General features: G+C 45.0%; 13 protein-coding genes, 1 tRNA gene, 1 other RNA gene and 1 riboswitch. Of the genes, 3 read left to right on the top strand and 12 right to left on the bottom strand.

Annotated features, from left to right (window positions below; translation table 11 throughout):
* Positions 1 to 106: 106 nt before the first annotated feature.
* The 4 genes from ACYTXU_RS03885 to dnaX all read right to left on the bottom strand — a co-directional run bounded on the left by ACYTXU_RS03885 (position 107) and on the right by dnaX (position 4,261).
* Positions 107 to 739: an O-methyltransferase gene (locus ACYTXU_RS03885; RefSeq protein WP_462208509.1), complete on the bottom strand. Its 633-nt coding sequence runs from the start codon at positions 737 to 739 to the stop codon at positions 107 to 109.
* A 33-nt stretch (positions 740 to 772) separates the two neighbouring features.
* The gene (recR, locus tag ACYTXU_RS03880) at positions 773 to 1,372 is read right to left on the bottom strand and encodes a recombination mediator RecR (RefSeq protein ID WP_462208507.1); all 600 of its coding nucleotides are present in this window, start codon (positions 1,370 to 1,372) and stop codon (positions 773 to 775) included.
* A gap of 222 nt (positions 1,373 to 1,594) precedes the next feature.
* Positions 1,595 to 1,924 carry a YbaB/EbfC family nucleoid-associated protein gene (locus tag ACYTXU_RS03875; protein ID WP_012800958.1) on the bottom strand — a complete coding sequence of 110 codons (330 nt, stop codon included), beginning with the start codon at positions 1,922 to 1,924 and terminating at the stop codon, positions 1,595 to 1,597.
* Positions 1,925 to 1,948: 24 nt separating this feature from the next.
* Positions 1,949 to 4,261 (bottom strand): DNA polymerase III subunit gamma/tau, encoded by a 2,313-nt coding sequence (gene dnaX, locus ACYTXU_RS03870; RefSeq protein ID WP_462208506.1) that lies wholly within the window; start codon positions 4,259 to 4,261, stop codon positions 1,949 to 1,951.
* Positions 4,262 to 4,552: 291 nt separating this feature from the next.
* Between dnaX and ACYTXU_RS03865 the strand changes: the two genes are divergently transcribed.
* Positions 4,553 to 5,038: a hypothetical protein gene (locus ACYTXU_RS03865; RefSeq protein WP_462208504.1), complete on the top strand. Its 486-nt coding sequence runs from the start codon at positions 4,553 to 4,555 to the stop codon at positions 5,036 to 5,038.
* Between the two features lie 90 nt (positions 5,039 to 5,128).
* Here the strand turns inward: ACYTXU_RS03865 and ffs are convergent.
* The 4 genes from ffs to ACYTXU_RS03845 all read right to left on the bottom strand — a co-directional run bounded on the left by ffs (position 5,129) and on the right by ACYTXU_RS03845 (position 9,130).
* Positions 5,129 to 5,225: signal recognition particle sRNA small type (gene ffs, locus ACYTXU_RS03860), an RNA gene on the bottom strand.
* Positions 5,226 to 5,258: 33 nt separating this feature from the next.
* Positions 5,259 to 5,828 carry a hypothetical protein gene (locus ACYTXU_RS03855; protein WP_462208503.1) on the bottom strand — a complete coding sequence of 190 codons (570 nt, stop codon included), beginning with the start codon at positions 5,826 to 5,828 and terminating at the stop codon, positions 5,259 to 5,261.
* A gap of 83 nt (positions 5,829 to 5,911) precedes the next feature.
* Positions 5,912 to 7,519 carry an alkaline phosphatase gene (locus ACYTXU_RS03850; RefSeq protein ID WP_462208502.1) on the bottom strand — a complete coding sequence of 536 codons (1,608 nt, stop codon included), beginning with the start codon at positions 7,517 to 7,519 and terminating at the stop codon, positions 5,912 to 5,914.
* A gap of 39 nt (positions 7,520 to 7,558) precedes the next feature.
* Positions 7,559 to 9,130, bottom strand: a complete 1,572-nt coding sequence (locus ACYTXU_RS03845) for an alkaline phosphatase (RefSeq protein ID WP_462208501.1) — start codon at positions 9,128 to 9,130, stop codon at positions 7,559 to 7,561.
* 337 nt (positions 9,131 to 9,467) lie between these two features.
* Between ACYTXU_RS03845 and rimK the strand changes: the two genes are divergently transcribed.
* The gene (gene rimK / locus ACYTXU_RS03840) at positions 9,468 to 10,382 is read left to right on the top strand and encodes a 30S ribosomal protein S6--L-glutamate ligase (RefSeq protein WP_012800955.1); all 915 of its coding nucleotides are present in this window, start codon (positions 9,468 to 9,470) and stop codon (positions 10,380 to 10,382) included.
* 15 nt (positions 10,383 to 10,397) lie between these two features.
* A complete protein-coding gene (locus ACYTXU_RS03835) occupies positions 10,398 to 10,826 on the top strand; it encodes an ATP-dependent zinc protease family protein (RefSeq protein ID WP_462208499.1) in 429 nt (142 codons plus the stop codon).
* 86 nt (positions 10,827 to 10,912) lie between these two features.
* On the opposite strand, the gene ACYTXU_RS03830 is transcribed toward ACYTXU_RS03835, so the two are convergent.
* The 4 genes from ACYTXU_RS03830 to ACYTXU_RS03815 form a co-directional block, all read right to left on the bottom strand.
* Positions 10,913 to 11,003: transfer RNA gene (locus ACYTXU_RS03830), tRNA-Ser, on the bottom strand.
* A gap of 91 nt (positions 11,004 to 11,094) precedes the next feature.
* Complete coding sequence (locus ACYTXU_RS03825; RefSeq protein WP_462208498.1) at positions 11,095 to 11,622, bottom strand: DUF6580 family putative transport protein; 528 nt, start codon at positions 11,620 to 11,622, stop codon at positions 11,095 to 11,097.
* 11 nt (positions 11,623 to 11,633) lie between these two features.
* Positions 11,634 to 12,182, bottom strand: a complete 549-nt coding sequence (locus tag ACYTXU_RS03820) for a cob(I)yrinic acid a,c-diamide adenosyltransferase (RefSeq protein ID WP_462208497.1) — start codon at positions 12,180 to 12,182, stop codon at positions 11,634 to 11,636.
* A gap of 25 nt (positions 12,183 to 12,207) precedes the next feature.
* Positions 12,208 to 14,157 carry a TonB-dependent receptor gene (locus ACYTXU_RS03815; RefSeq protein WP_462208495.1) on the bottom strand — a complete coding sequence of 650 codons (1,950 nt, stop codon included), beginning with the start codon at positions 14,155 to 14,157 and terminating at the stop codon, positions 12,208 to 12,210.
* 75 nt (positions 14,158 to 14,232) lie between these two features.
* Positions 14,233 to 14,438: riboswitch (cobalamin riboswitch) on the bottom strand.
* Positions 14,439 to 14,523 lie beyond the last annotated feature (85 nt).

The following is a 14,523-nucleotide window of genomic DNA, read 5'->3' as shown; positions in this document are numbered from 1 at the left end:
AATGAAATAACTGCTGAATAGCATTTCTCAGAGTGATAAAAATACATTACCAGCTTTACATCAATCTGTGTAGTTTTTAAACCACACTCTGGTTAAGTTATTGATTTTACAGCTTACGGACCAAGTTAATACCATCGCGTACTGTTAGTACGACGTTTTCAACACGAGGATCGGTGACAATTAGTTGGTTGAGCTTATGGATGGCGATATCCGTTTTCGCTTCAGGCTCTAAGACCTTTCCTGACCAAAGGCAGTTATCAATCACCAATAAGCCATTAGATTTTAACTTTGGGATAATCGCTTGATAGTATTCCACATAGTTTTCTTTATCAGCATCAAGAAAAGCCAGATCAAAGGTTTGATTAAGTTTGGAAAGAGTTTCTAGAGCTGGGGCAAGTTCTATAGATATTTTTGAACCGTGAGGACTACGAGAGAAATAGTCTTTGGCCAGCTTGGCGACTTCTTCATCAATATCACAGGTGATTAACTGGCCCTCATCAGGCAAAGCTTCTGCCATAGAAAGTGCCGAGTAGCCGGTGAACATACCAATTTCGAGAACCTTTTGCGCACCGGTCAAAGCGACCAACATCTTCAACAAACGCCCTTCTATCTTGCCGGTCAGCATCTGTGCCATCGGCATGTTGGTTTCGGTGAATTCAGCCAGTTCTTTTAACAGCACTGGCTCGTTGCTGGTATAGAGTTTTACGTACTCTTCAATCTCCTTATCGATAAAGTTCATCCCAACTCCTTATTTAAGTTTTCAGAATTAAAGCTAACGTCGATAGGGTTGCCGTCCCGAAAGAGAGTGCATTAAGGTTCCGCCATCGATGTATTCAAGCTCACCGCCAAGCGGCACACCCGAAGCAATACGTGACAGGACAACCTCGTTCTTTTTTAACATTTCTGAAATAAAATGTGCAGTGGCCTCGCCCTCAACTGTCGAGTTAGTCGCCAAAATAATTTCCGCAGGTTTTTCCTCATCCACCAAACGTTTCAATTGATCGAGCCCCAAATCTTCCGGGCCAATTCCATCAAGTGGCGATAAGTGCCCCATCAATACAAAATATTTCCCTTTAAAGCTCGCGGTGGATTCAATGGCAAACACATCGGCGGGACTTTCCACAATACACAGCAAACTGTTATCTCGTGCCTGAGAATTACAGATACCGCACAAGTCATCTTCGGTAAAATCGCGGCAACGTTTGCAGTGCTTAACACCATCCATTGCAGCAACTAATGCTTCGGCCAACTGCTCGCCACCCTCGCGGTTACGCTCCAATAAAAAATAAGCCATACGTTGCGCGGATTTATTACCCACTCCCGGCAAACAAGTAAAAGCTTCAATTAATTTTTTAATCAACGGTGATTGCATTTAGGTGCCAGTAAAAGATTTATGATGCATCAAATTTATGTTGGGATTCACTTCGTTCATCACCAACCTACAAACGGCAATTAATTAAACCATACCTAGGAATTTATCATAGGATTTTTCTTTCTGGGCGAGGAAGCGCTGCGCACAAAAAACCGAATAGTACACGAAGTACATGAGGTTTTTGAGCACAGCGCTGACAAAGCACAGGAAGAAAAAGACCAGTTAAAATGGGAGGTTCATGCCGGGAGGAAGATTCATCCCCTTCGTCACCTCCGCCATACGCGCTTTAGTAGTCTCTTCAACTTTGCGCACTGCGGCGTTTACTGCTGCGGCGACCAGGTCTTCGAGAAGATCTTTATCATCTTCCATCAGGCTTGGATCAATTTCGACACGCTTCACATCATGACGGCCAGTCATGGTAACTTTGACCATGCCTGCGCCTGCTTCTGCAGTTACTTCAAGATTGCCGATTTCTTCTTGAGCCTGTTGCATTTTTTCCTGCATTTGTTGGGCTTGTTTCATCATGTTGCCCAAACCACCTTTACCAAACATAGTGACCTCTACTAATCAGTTAAATTATTGCTGAGTATCCAGGTATTGGATACTGCTTTTATCCAGTTTTGCGGCAAACTTTTGCGCCAATTGCTGCGCAAAAGGGTGCTGGGTAATCGTTTCGCAAGCTTTGCGATGTTTTGCTTTAGCCGCTCGTTGCCAGATCATGGCTGGGGTTGCCACTTCCGGTTCAGCAAATTGCCATTCTACCTTAATAGGCTTGCTGAAATATTGCGCCAAAGCTTCTTCTATCGCTTGCTTTGCGGTGTCGGTACTCAGAATATCCTGAGCTGGCTCGACAGTGAGCTGTATTTTATCATCAGATAGCCAGTGAACTGTACTGCATTGTGCAATTTGGTGATAGGTACCCGTTAAATCCATTTTTTTAACGTGCTGTGCCCATTGTTTTGCTTCTTCTGTGGCTGGCGGATCATTCTCTAATGGATCATCCTCTAATGGATCAGTCTCTTCTAGAGCAGCCTCTTGTAGATCAAGCTTACTCTCTCTCAACTCTATTGTTTCAGGCTTATGAGATTCCGAAGAAACTGCAGAAACCCTTTCCTGCTTTTGGGATAATTCAGCTGGTTGAGGTTCTTCCTCGATTGGCTGAACCGGTTGCAACATAAAGTCTTCATCGTTCGATTGCTCAGGTTCCGCTGCTTTTACTGTTTCAGTTTGTGCTGTCTCAACAACGTTATGCTGAGCTGGCTGAACTGTTTTTTCAGATGATGCGCCATCATTGTCCCCTTCATCTGAGAAGCTAAGTCCTAGTGCTGAGTGCAGGCTGGCCAGTGCGGCTTGTTCATTATCAGAAGACTGTTCTGTGTTTTCTTTGATGCTGTTAGACGATGCTTCAACCACCGGTTCTTCTGGTTTTGACGGTGCAGGAGCTTGATATTGATCGACAATCGAATCTTCAGTTTTTTCATCATCACTGAATGAGGCGTAATCATCGGGATTGAATGGTGGTTCTTCTGGGCCATCGGCAATAGCCTGAGCTGGTTCATTTTCACGACTCTTTGCAGCAGCGGGCTCAGGTTTGTGTTCTGTTTTATGTTCTGTTTTTGTTTTTTGCTCTGGCTCAGCTTTGGGAGCAGATACTTTCTCTACAGGATCATTCTCTACAGGATCATTCTCAGCAGGCTCTTTCTTAACAGAAACTTCTTGCGTTGCAGGCTCTGATTCTTTTAGGCTAGCTTTTTTTTTTGCCTCTGAATCTAATGAGGTTTGGCTTGAGCTGTTTTGAACGACTTGCGAGGGTTCAAGCCGAAACGCCAACATCCGCAACAGCGCCATTTCAAGGCCCTGGCGTGGTGAAGGTGCCCACTCTAGGTCACGGCGAGCATGTAAACCCATCTGGTAATAAAGCTGTAAGTCATCACTGGCAATTCTTTGCGCAAAGTCTTCGACATAAGGTGCTGCTTGATCCAATAACACACCAGTGCTCTGGACAATGGCAATCTGATGAATGCGAGATAACAGCTCTTTCAGAGCATCGGCAAAATCTACCGGATAATGACTCATTTCAGCAACCGCATTGATTGCTTCTGCCGAGTCTTTGTTAGCCAGTGCCTCGAGCAGTTTGACCATGAACTGATGGTCAATAGTACCAAGCATGGTGCGAATATCTTCTTCCTGTACTTTACCCTGACCAAAGGCAATCGCCTGGTCAAGCAAGCTTAATGCATCGCGCATGCTCCCTTCCGCTGAACGAGAAATCAGTTCGAGCGCAGGCGTTTCAAAATCAATCGTTTCTTGTTGCAGAATATAGGCGAGATGCTTAGAAATGGTGTGCTCTTCCATATGCTTTAAATGGAACTGCAAACAGCGCGATAATACTGTGACCGGAAGTTTTTGCGGATCAGTAGTCGCTAATAAAAATATGACATGCTCGGGCGGCTCTTCCAGAGTTTTCAACAGCGCATTGAATGAGCTGTTAGAGAGCATGTGCACCTCATCGATAAGGTAAACCTTATAACGACCACGTGTCGGCTTGTATTGCACATTTTCTAAAAGCTCACGGGTGTCATCGACTTTGGTTCGCGATGCAGCATCCACTTCAATTAAATCAACAAAACGCCCCTCATCGATCTCAACACAGCTTCCACATTCACCGCAGGGTTTGGATGTTAAGCCGTTGGTTTCACAGTTAAGACATTTGGAGAGAATGCGCGCTATAGTGGTTTTACCCACCCCACGCGTACCGGTGAATAAATAAGCATGATGCAAACGACCACTTTCAATAGCATTGACCAGCGCACGACTGACGTGTTCCTGACCTTGTAATTCATCGAAATTCTTTGGACGCCATTTACGGGCGAGCACCTGATAGCTCATTTTTTAGTCGATTATATTTGAGTGATTGGTAAGTGGGCAAACAATAGCACAATTAGCCTTATCGAGAAAATAGAATAATCCTTCTCTATCACTCAGCATCAGTAATGAAAAGCACCAACTGATTTAATATCAGTCACTTAAGGTGCATATTTTACCAAAAGCTCCCCTGCTTGCCCTCTTTTGCCTGCTGTTTTGATCTACAAAGACTAAGTCATCATTTATGGTGAGTTTGTCATTTAGACAGAGCCACAAAGCTCGTTTAATCCATAAACTTATTTTTTGAGGTACACAATGAAAACGTTAAGCAAAGCCCTGTTTATTTCTGGATTTATTGCCGCATCAGGTGTGATCGCACCTGCCGATGCTGCTGGAACCTGTACCACCTGCGGTGGATATTTCTACACAGCCATCTCGTATGTTAATAACAATGGCATCACTAATCACCAATATATGTCAGTAGGCCCATTCGCGGATCAGGACTCTTGCTGGCAAGCAGTGAATGATGACTATGGTAATAATGACAATTGGCTACCCTTTGAAGGCAGCCCTAAGTGTGTATGGCGTTATGAAACAAATTATGAAGTTTATGATGATATCATTGAGGACTGGAATACAGTCAGTAACCCAACAAATCCTGGCGTTATAGCTGACAAAGAGGCTATTGCTAAAATTGTTGAGCTTCGCAAAGTGTATAGAGTGAAAGAATATGAAGCACAGCTTCACAGTGTCATCACAGATCCAAACAATGATCCAGATGGAAATACTGTAGCTAGGTAATAAGAGTTTAATAAAAGCTAAAACAAAAAAACCGCCTGATTGGCGGTTTTTTTAATTTCTAGAACGTTAATAAGAACTAGAAATTAAAGACTCTGCTAGCCACACCTCGGCACACGAGACAGTTGCTACCGTTGCTCCCTTCCGGGCCTGGCGGGATTCACAACCTTACGTTGCGAGGGGACCAGCAGAGCCGGGCGCATTATCCCCCAACTAAAAAAAATTATAAACCCTTAATCTTAAAAATTTGATACAAACCTTGATGAATAAGGCGCGCCAGCTCCGGAACAGCTTCATTGTCACCAATATCAGCATAATCATAAGTTGCAAACTCTGACCAGCGGTTAATAGAGTTAGCAACGTCTGCCCCTTCCTCTATAACACTCAAATGTGATTCTCTCGGTGCCGCCCCTTTTAACTCAACACTTTCTAGCAGCTGGTCTTGCGCCACCAATGACTTGAGCTGCACCAAAAGTTCATTCTGTCGCTGGCTTTCCATTCTTGAAAACTCTATACGAAAAGATTTTTGAGGATAGACCTGATAAAAGGTTGGATTCTTAGAGTTCCAATTCTGCCAGACGCCTATGACATCCTGGTGATTAAATGACACCGCGAAATATTGATTCGATTTCCAGATCGTCACCACTTGCGGGGACTTACCTTCTCCTATTATCACATAATCGGCCCTAATAGCAGTTTGATTCGACTCTTTTGCCCACAAGCGATCAAAAAAACCGAAAGATCCTATTATCACGATTACCGCTATCACAGATAGTTTCACTATTTTGCTCATTACTAACCTCTTACTAGCCACCCATTGTCAACTCAGCATACGAAAAATACTGCGCCCTATAACAGAGCGCAGTATTAACAGTATTACTGAACAGCGCTGGCTTCGGCCTGATTGATTAAATCAGCAGCGAAATCAATCGCATGGAAGACCATGCTTTGCTCGTTAACGCCGCGCAACAACTGTGCACCTGGGCCAATCGCATAGACACCCACATCTTCACCAGCATGCGTCTCGGAGCCAAGAGGTACTAACGTTTCCTGATGGAAGCCTGATGTTTCAGTGTCTTCGTCGCCATGAATATGACGGCCTGCATTGTTCGGCTCGCTATAGCGCTGATCACCGAATGAAGCGTCGCCATAGTTGGCATAACCCAATCCATTGGTATAGCCCAAAGTGGTGTAAGGCATATCGTCGCCAGCCAGGACCGGTTCTGATTCAGGATTACCGGCACTGTCGTTAGTTTTTACCAGACCCAGAATTGGATTACCGCGCGTCGGGTAGCCTGCCAGAGTCAGTACGTGGCTGTGGTCCGCAGTAACAACAATCAATGTTTCATTTAAATCCACCGAATCCACCGCAACTTGAATTGCTTTGGCAAATTCAACCGCATCCAATAAAGCACGATGAGCGTTACCAGCATGATGCGCATGGTCGACACGACCTGACTCAACCGTCAGGAAAAAACCTTGGTCATTTTGCGACAGAATCTGCAATGACTTCTCGGTCATTTGGCTCAGCGAAGGTTCACCCGCAACGTCATTAGCGCGGTCAGCCTCATATTCCATATGCGACGAATTAAATAGACCCAGTAATTTATTGGTTGCTGTGGCATCTACAGCGTCAAAACCCGCCTGGTCATAAACGTACTGCCCATTGCTGTATTTGTTTTGCCACACATCCACCAAGTTTTGACCATCCTGACGCTTACCATTCTTTCCTTCTTCGTCAGTCAAAGTGTTAGGAATAAAGTGACGGCGACCGCCACCTAAGACCACATCAATACCATCCCCATAATTAAAATCGATGAGCTGCTGGGCAATGTCTTTACAGCCATTCGTTTTCGCTTCGTCTGACAGTCCGCCATCACTCTCCCAGTTTCGCTCCGCCGATTTTGCGTACATTGCTGCTGGTGTAGCATGGGTAATTCGGGCAGTTGAAACGATACCGGTGGATTTTCCTGCGATTTCAGCCAGTTCTATGGCCGTGACCATTTCCTTTCCCTGTCCTGAAGCACAATCTGCACGTAAGGCTGCTTCAGACAAACCGATAACGCCGGCTTTCGTTTTCACGCCGCTGATCATGGCAGTCATGGTTCCCGCTGAGTCCGGAGTTTGCTGATTGGTGTTATAAGTTTTCAATAAACCTGCAACCGGGAACTTATCAAAGCTTAGCTGATATTCTTCGCCAGTCTGCCCTTCCATCTGACCAGCCAAGATTCGCGCTGCAGTAACGGTTGAGATACCCATGCCATCACCTACAAACAGGATGACGTTTTTCGCTGAACCGCGAGTTAAATTTATCTCCGTTTCGTTAGCAGTGGTTACTGTGTTTTGACCAGCCTCAAACCATGCGTTAGTTTTAGTCCAGTCAGCAGATGGCTCTGGTGAAGGTGTATCGTCATCGTCACTTGGACATGCCGTCAACAAGGCGGTAGCCATCAGAATAGGTAATAATTTCAACGTATGTTTCATCTTAATTTCCTCAATTCGATTCTTAATGCTTAATAGCGGTTATTGGTACTTATTACCGCCAAGTTCGGCAGCCTGATTGATAACGTGGAAAATGACATTCTGTTCGATGACGCCTTGTAACCATTGCGCGCCCGGGCCTTGCGCATGAACGGTAATGTCTTCACCGGCATGAGTTTCAGAACTTAAAGGAACTAAAGCCTCCTGATGGAAACCACTTTGTGTAGTATCAACGGTGATTAAATCAACACGACCGCTTAAACCAGCGTCACCATAACGTTGATCACCACCATTACCCTGCCCATAATCTGCAAAACCTAAACCATTGGCATAACCCACTGTGGTATAAGGCATACCATCAGCTGCCAGGCTTGGTTCGGATAGTGGAGCTCCATTACCGTCAGTACTTTTAACGACACCGAGGATCGGGTTGCCGCGTTGAGGGTAGCCGGCAATTGTGAACACGTGGCTGTGATCCGCAGTGACCAGAATTAAAGTTTCATCCGGGTTAGTATTTGCAACAGCGGCTTGAACCGCCTTAGCAAACTCTTCGGTATCTTGCAGTGCTCGATAAGCATTACCGGCATGATGGGCATGATCGATACGACCTGATTCCACCATCAGGAAATAACCATTATCGTTTTTATTCAACAACTCAATTGCCTTACCGGTCATGTCACTTAAGGAAGGCTCGCCGCCAATATCGTTTTGACGATCCGTTTCATATTCCATATGTGACGAATTGAAAAGCCCTAAGACTTTACTAGTGTTAGCAACGTCTAATGCATCAAATTCGGTTAAATTTTCAATGTAGGCAACAGCCTCATTTTGATAGCGTTCCTGCCATTCAGCAGTTAAATTTCGCCCGTCCTTGCGCTTACCATTTTTGCCTTCACTATCCACGGCATCTTCCGGCAAGAAATGACGACGACCACCACCAAAAGCCACATCAATACCATCGCCTGCTTCCAGTTCAACCATTTGAGCAGCAATGTCTTTACAACCTGCAGCTATAGCTTCTTCTGGCAAGCTATCATCACTTTCCCAATTACGCTCCGGTACTTTGGCATAAGTCGCAGCAGGTGTAGCGTGAGTAATCCGAGCGGTGGAAACGACTCCCGTTGATAAACCCTTTTCTTCTGCCAGCTCCAACGCCGTCGTCAACTCATAACCAAGCGAGCTTTCGCAATTGCCTCGCTCTGCGTCTGGCGCGATATTAATAACGCCAGCTTTCGTTTTAACGCCAGCCATCATGGCCGTCATGGTGCCCGCTGAATCAGGTGTTTGCTGATTGGTGTTGTAAGTTTTAACTTGTGCGCTATAGGGAAGCTTTTCGAATGACAATTGATATTCTTCACCCGTACCACCCAACTTTTGTCCTGCGAAAATACGGCCGGCTGTAATGGTTGAAACTCCCATGCCATCGGCGACAAATAGAATCACATTTTTAGCCTTAGTCTGTGGCGTTAAAGCCAGTTGCTTTTGAATCGCAGTTTGCCCTTGATTAAACCAGCTACTGTTTTTTTGTGCATCTGGAACAACCGCAGCATGTAATGAGCCAACAACTAGCGTGCTCATAACTGCCAGCCCACACTTCTTACTAAAGTTTTTCATCCTGTACCCCATCATCTTGGTTAATTAACTCGGTTACATAACCCAGAAAGACACAGTGCCTTTCTTTCATCTGGGGCAACTATAGAAAAGCAATGTGACGAATCAGTGACCGTTGATTGACAGAAAATAGACAACTAGATGACAACCTGACAAAACATGAATCAATTGGCAAAAGTTTTACTTGCAACATATATAGTGGTCTTTAAGCACTAGGGGCTTACTGTTGGTGACCATTTAGTTGTGTAGCCCCGACAGAAATCTATGGTATATTGGCCAGCAATTGGTCAATCGACCATTCAATTTATTGACATCACTCTAAGCACAATCTGGAAGACACATGAAAATAGGTATTTTATCGCGCAATCCTCGCCTTTATTCCACCAAGAGACTGGTTGAAGCTGCAGAAGAACGCGGCCATGAAGCGCAAGTAGTTGATGTGCTCAAATGCTTCATGAACATCACATCGAATCGTCCTACCGTACACAGTAAAGTCCAAGGCAAAGTTCGCCAGCTGGAGTTTGAAGCGGTCATTCCACGTATTGGTGCGTCGGTAACGGCTTACGGTACTGCAGTATTGCGACAATTTGAGGTGGGCGGCGTTTACTCAGTCAATGAGTCAATCGCCATTACCCGTTCGCGCGATAAGCTACGCGCGCATCAATTGCTGGCCCGTAAAGGTGTTGGCATGCCCATCACCAGTTATGCGCACTCAGTTGAAGCGACCGATGAACTCATTGAATCAGTTGGCGGTGCACCGCTAATTGTAAAAGTCATCGAAAGCACTCATGGCAACGGTGTGGTTTTGGCTGAAACCAACAAAGCAGCAGAAAGTTTGATTAACGCTTTTCGCAGTTTAAATGCTGACTTCCTGGTGCAAGAGTTCATCAAAGAAGCTGGTGGTTCGGACATTCGTTGTTTTGTAGTTGGCGAGAAAGTGATTGCCGCTATGCAGCGCAGCGCCAAAGAAGGAGAGTTCCGCTCTAACCTGCATCGTGGTGGTAGCGCTCAAGTAATCAAGCTTAAGCCAGAAGAACGCGCTCTAGCCGTTCGTGCTGCCAAAGTGATGGGCCTGGACGTTGCTGGTGTCGATCTGATTCGTTCTGCACACGGCCCATTAGTGATTGAAGTGAATTCATCACCTGGTCTTGAAGGTATAGAAAAAGCCACTGGTAAAGACGTTGCTGGCGCTATTATTCAGTTCATCGAAAAAGACGCTTTGAAAGGCCCGAACAAGCCAAAAGGCCGTGGCTGATTGTAGGTGAACAGCATGAGCAAAATCAGAGTCGGATGGAAAGAAAAAGCCAAGCTATCAGGGCTTGGCATTTCAAGTATTAAAATCAAAGTTGATACAGGTGCCAAAACATCAAGCCTGCACGCTTTTGATATCAAAACCTTTGACAAAGACGGCAATACTTACGTGTCATTCAAAACCTGTCCTCTTCGCCGTCACCCCAAACGAGTCTTCACCTGCGAAGCCGAAATGATCGACTACCGCAAAGTCACCAGCTCCAATGGGCAAACCCAATCGCGTTATGTGATACGAACCCCGATCACCATCGGTGATCAGACCTGGAATATTGATATCAGCCTGGCCAACCGCGAGAAAATGCGCTACAAAATGTTGCTTGGTCGCGAGGCAATGGAAAACATATTGGTATCGCCAACAGAAGCCTATTTGCAGAGTCCAAAGGACTAGTTACTCCCAGCAACCTTGCTCGAACCCTAGGGTTCTCACCCTGCTACAGATACAAAAATACCCGCACGACGCGGGTATTTATTGTATGGCGGTGAAGGAGGGATTCGAACCCTCGATACGCTATTAACGTATACACACTTTCCAGGCGTGCTCCTTCAGCCACTCGGACACTTCACCGTAAAAATTATAAGACTTCTCTGCAATCTAGGCGGCGTAAGATATATGAATTGCCTTAAAAAGGCAATCCCCGATAGGAATTTGCCTATTTTTATGGGCGGTGAGCTTCCCTCTTCCCCAACCAATACTTCTGAATCTGCCAATAGCTGAGGAATAAGACACCACTAAATAACAAATCCCCCATCATGCTACGTTGCAGGAATGGCAGTGCCATGGTGTAACACTCGATAAGTCCTGCCCAGCTTTTACTGTAATAACCTGAAACTAGCCAAACGCCGAAGTTGCTGATCAGAAAGAAGACTAGCGAGCTACCGATGGTCGCACCGATAACTTTTAGGCTGCTCACACGATTGTGCAACCAGAAACCAATAACAACGGCGACTGCCATGGCTCCATAAACAAAAATGATAGTGTTGTGCAGTCCTAAAAACAGATCTGCCAAAAACATGGAAGCCAATGGCACGCCGAAGGCCATCCACTTTTTATCAAAGTAGGTACCGGCGAATAAGGCCAGCGCCATCACTGGAGTGATGTTATGTGGGTGCGGAAAAATACGGTAGAGTGACACTGCTACAATCAGTGCGATTAAGGTATAAACTTTAGGGGTTATTTTTTGCATTCCAGTTTCCTTTAACGTTGCCACTGAGCTTCTTTAGCTGACTCACTTCGGGCAATCATACGACTTATAATGAATAACAAATCCGATAATCGATTGAGATAAATAATGCTCAACTCAGTCACATCTTCTTGCTCAATGAGTGCAACTAATCGCCGCTCTGCTCTACGCGCAACACAGCGCGCAAAGTGGGCATTGGCCGAAGCAACACAAGCGCCTGGAATCACAAACTCTTTTAACGGCGGTAGCTTCTGATTCCAGGTTTTTATCCATGCTTCCAGTTGCGCTATATCGGATGGCTTCAAGTAGGCTTGTGGTGGACTTGCTAATTCACCGCCCAGACTAAACAGCTGATTCTGAATGCTCTTGAGAGCGCTGACTATCGCCTCATGTTGCGGCTTTTTAATGGATGCCACTAACATGCCCAAAACAGCATTTAGCTCATCCACCGTACCAATTGCCTCAATACGCGGATGACTTTTTTTCACTTGTTCTTTGTTAGCAAGGCGAGTCATTCCTTTGTCGCCCTGCCCTGTTGTGATGCGAGTTAATCGATTACTCATTGACTCTCCGTTGTGTAAAGTCACTTTAGAAAACCAGATCAAAAGTCAGCGTTAAATCACGACCTTTTGCTGGGTAATAACCATTAAATTGTGCGTAATCAATATACTCCTTATCCAACAAATTATCGACTCTTAAGCCGATGCGGGCATTATCTAAACGCCAGTATAAAGCACTATTCCACAAGGTATAATCATCAACCTTGGCCAATGAATTAGTTGTATCTCCATCTTGATAACGATCGCCACGGTAATGTGCTTCAAGGTACCAACTCACATCATTCGTCACTTGCCAGTTATACCAGCTGGTGATGGTGTTTTTTGATACGCCGGGCACTGTGTTATCAGTAGGTTCAGTTTCGGCATCAACCCAATGATAGGAAACACCCAGCTCGTCTTCATCAATGAAGATCCGGTAATCAAGTATCAAACCCAAGCGAGTTGATTCCGCGCCATTCACATTTGCTCCGGGGAAAAAAGCACCCGCTGGTGGTGTCGCTGAGGGGTCAAAAAAGATCTCATCTTTCAGCTTCAACTGATAGACAGAAGCCTGTAATGAGCTTGAATCGAACTGACTGGTGATACCTGCTTCAATGGAGCGACCTTTTTGTGGCTCAAGGCCCAACACAGTTTCTGAGGTGTACGCCTGCTCATCTACTTTAGCAAAACGATAGTTGTTGCTGTAGCGAATAAAGCCATCCAGCGAATGACTAAACTCATAACTCAATCCAAGATCATAAGCCGTTGCAGAATTGTTTAATACAACACCATTAGGATATAAGGCAGCATCAATTAAATCATCTTCCACCTCTGCCACGCGACCTGCTATCTCCAGTGTGGTCTGCTTTGAGAGTGGCCAATATAACTGACTATAAACACTTTCCATGGTTTGTTGATTACTGCGAGCCAATAACGAAAACGCGTACTCGGCTTCATCATAATCAATACCGCTGATCCAGCGTGCAACCTCCTGCTCCAGCTCCCATTGACCTTTCACTCTGGGATAAATGCTACTTTGAGTTCGATGAGTCTGGTTCACATTAGTGGTGGCAAAATTGATAAAACTATTAACGCTATTAATGTCTGCTTCCTGATGATTAAGGTCCACTGCAAACTGCCAATTTGAACTCAACTCAACTTGCCCTAATAGGCGGCTGAAATACTCATCAGTACTCACATAGTCATTAGCAAACTCAGCTCGTGACCGTCTCCGCTCAGCCAGATCTTCTTCTAGCAATGCACCCGGTATTTGTTGTGTTTCATTACGTGAACGATAAGAAAAGCGCCATTGCTGCTGGTTGTCCTGGTAATGCAACTCAGCGCCGAGTTGATTATTGTCCAGCTCATTATGCTCGCGATAATTGTCGCTAGATTTTTTGTTACCCTTCAAAATCAGCGACCATTGCTCATCAAGCTCAAACGCAAGATTAACGGCTGCCTGTTTATGATCAAAACGGCCTTGAGAGTAACGAACAATATTCGATTGGCGGTTTCCAGACTTGGTGATGATATTAATCACTCCGGCAACAGCTTGATCCCCATAAAGACTGCTGGCTGCTCCTTGAATAATTTCAATACGTTCAATATCAATAATGTTGATGGTATCTAAATCCGGAGAGGCTAAATCTGTTTTATTAAGCCTCTGACCATCAACCAGAACCAGTACATTGCTGCTGGCCTGCTCTGCCGAAATACCACGCATGGAGACGCTGGTTTTGCCATTGGTATAAGAAACCTGCAAACCTGGTACGCGACGCAATACCTGACTAAGATCGGTTGCAGCAATGCGATCGATTTCCTCTTGAGTAATAAGGGTGACATGGCTTGGAAGCTCAACTGTGTCACTTTCAAAGCGACTGGTTGTAATAACCATATTATTAATATCAGAAGATTTGTCTTCTTCAGCTTTTAGTGCAGGCTGGGATATAGCTCCCAGAATTAGAAGGGATACTAAACTCGATTTAAATAGGTGTCTCATTGTAGTCTCGTAAATTACGAGCGGGCATTAAAAGATAAGATTCATCTACCATCTTGATGCAGAGCCCACCGATCCGCGCGATGTACTGTTCAGGCCGGTCTCCGGGCTTATGATCATCTAGCTACTTACCTTCCCAAGTTTTTACAAATTCTTAAATCAACTCAGTGGTCTATCAAGTAGCGCTATCAATTACCGTTGCGGGGGCAGCATCAGATTTAAACTGATTTCCCGATTATCTTCGCAGTCAATTGACTTTGAAGACCTGATCAGTGGATGAATCTCAATTTAATTGCCAAGCATAAAACTTTCTTTAAAAGGTTCACGATTGGCAAAAGCGGTGCTATTATAACAAAAATCATTTGGACG

It is taken from the genome of Kangiella sp. M94 (assembly GCF_054926195.1).
This window is presented reverse-complemented; position numbering and strand designations above follow the sequence as displayed.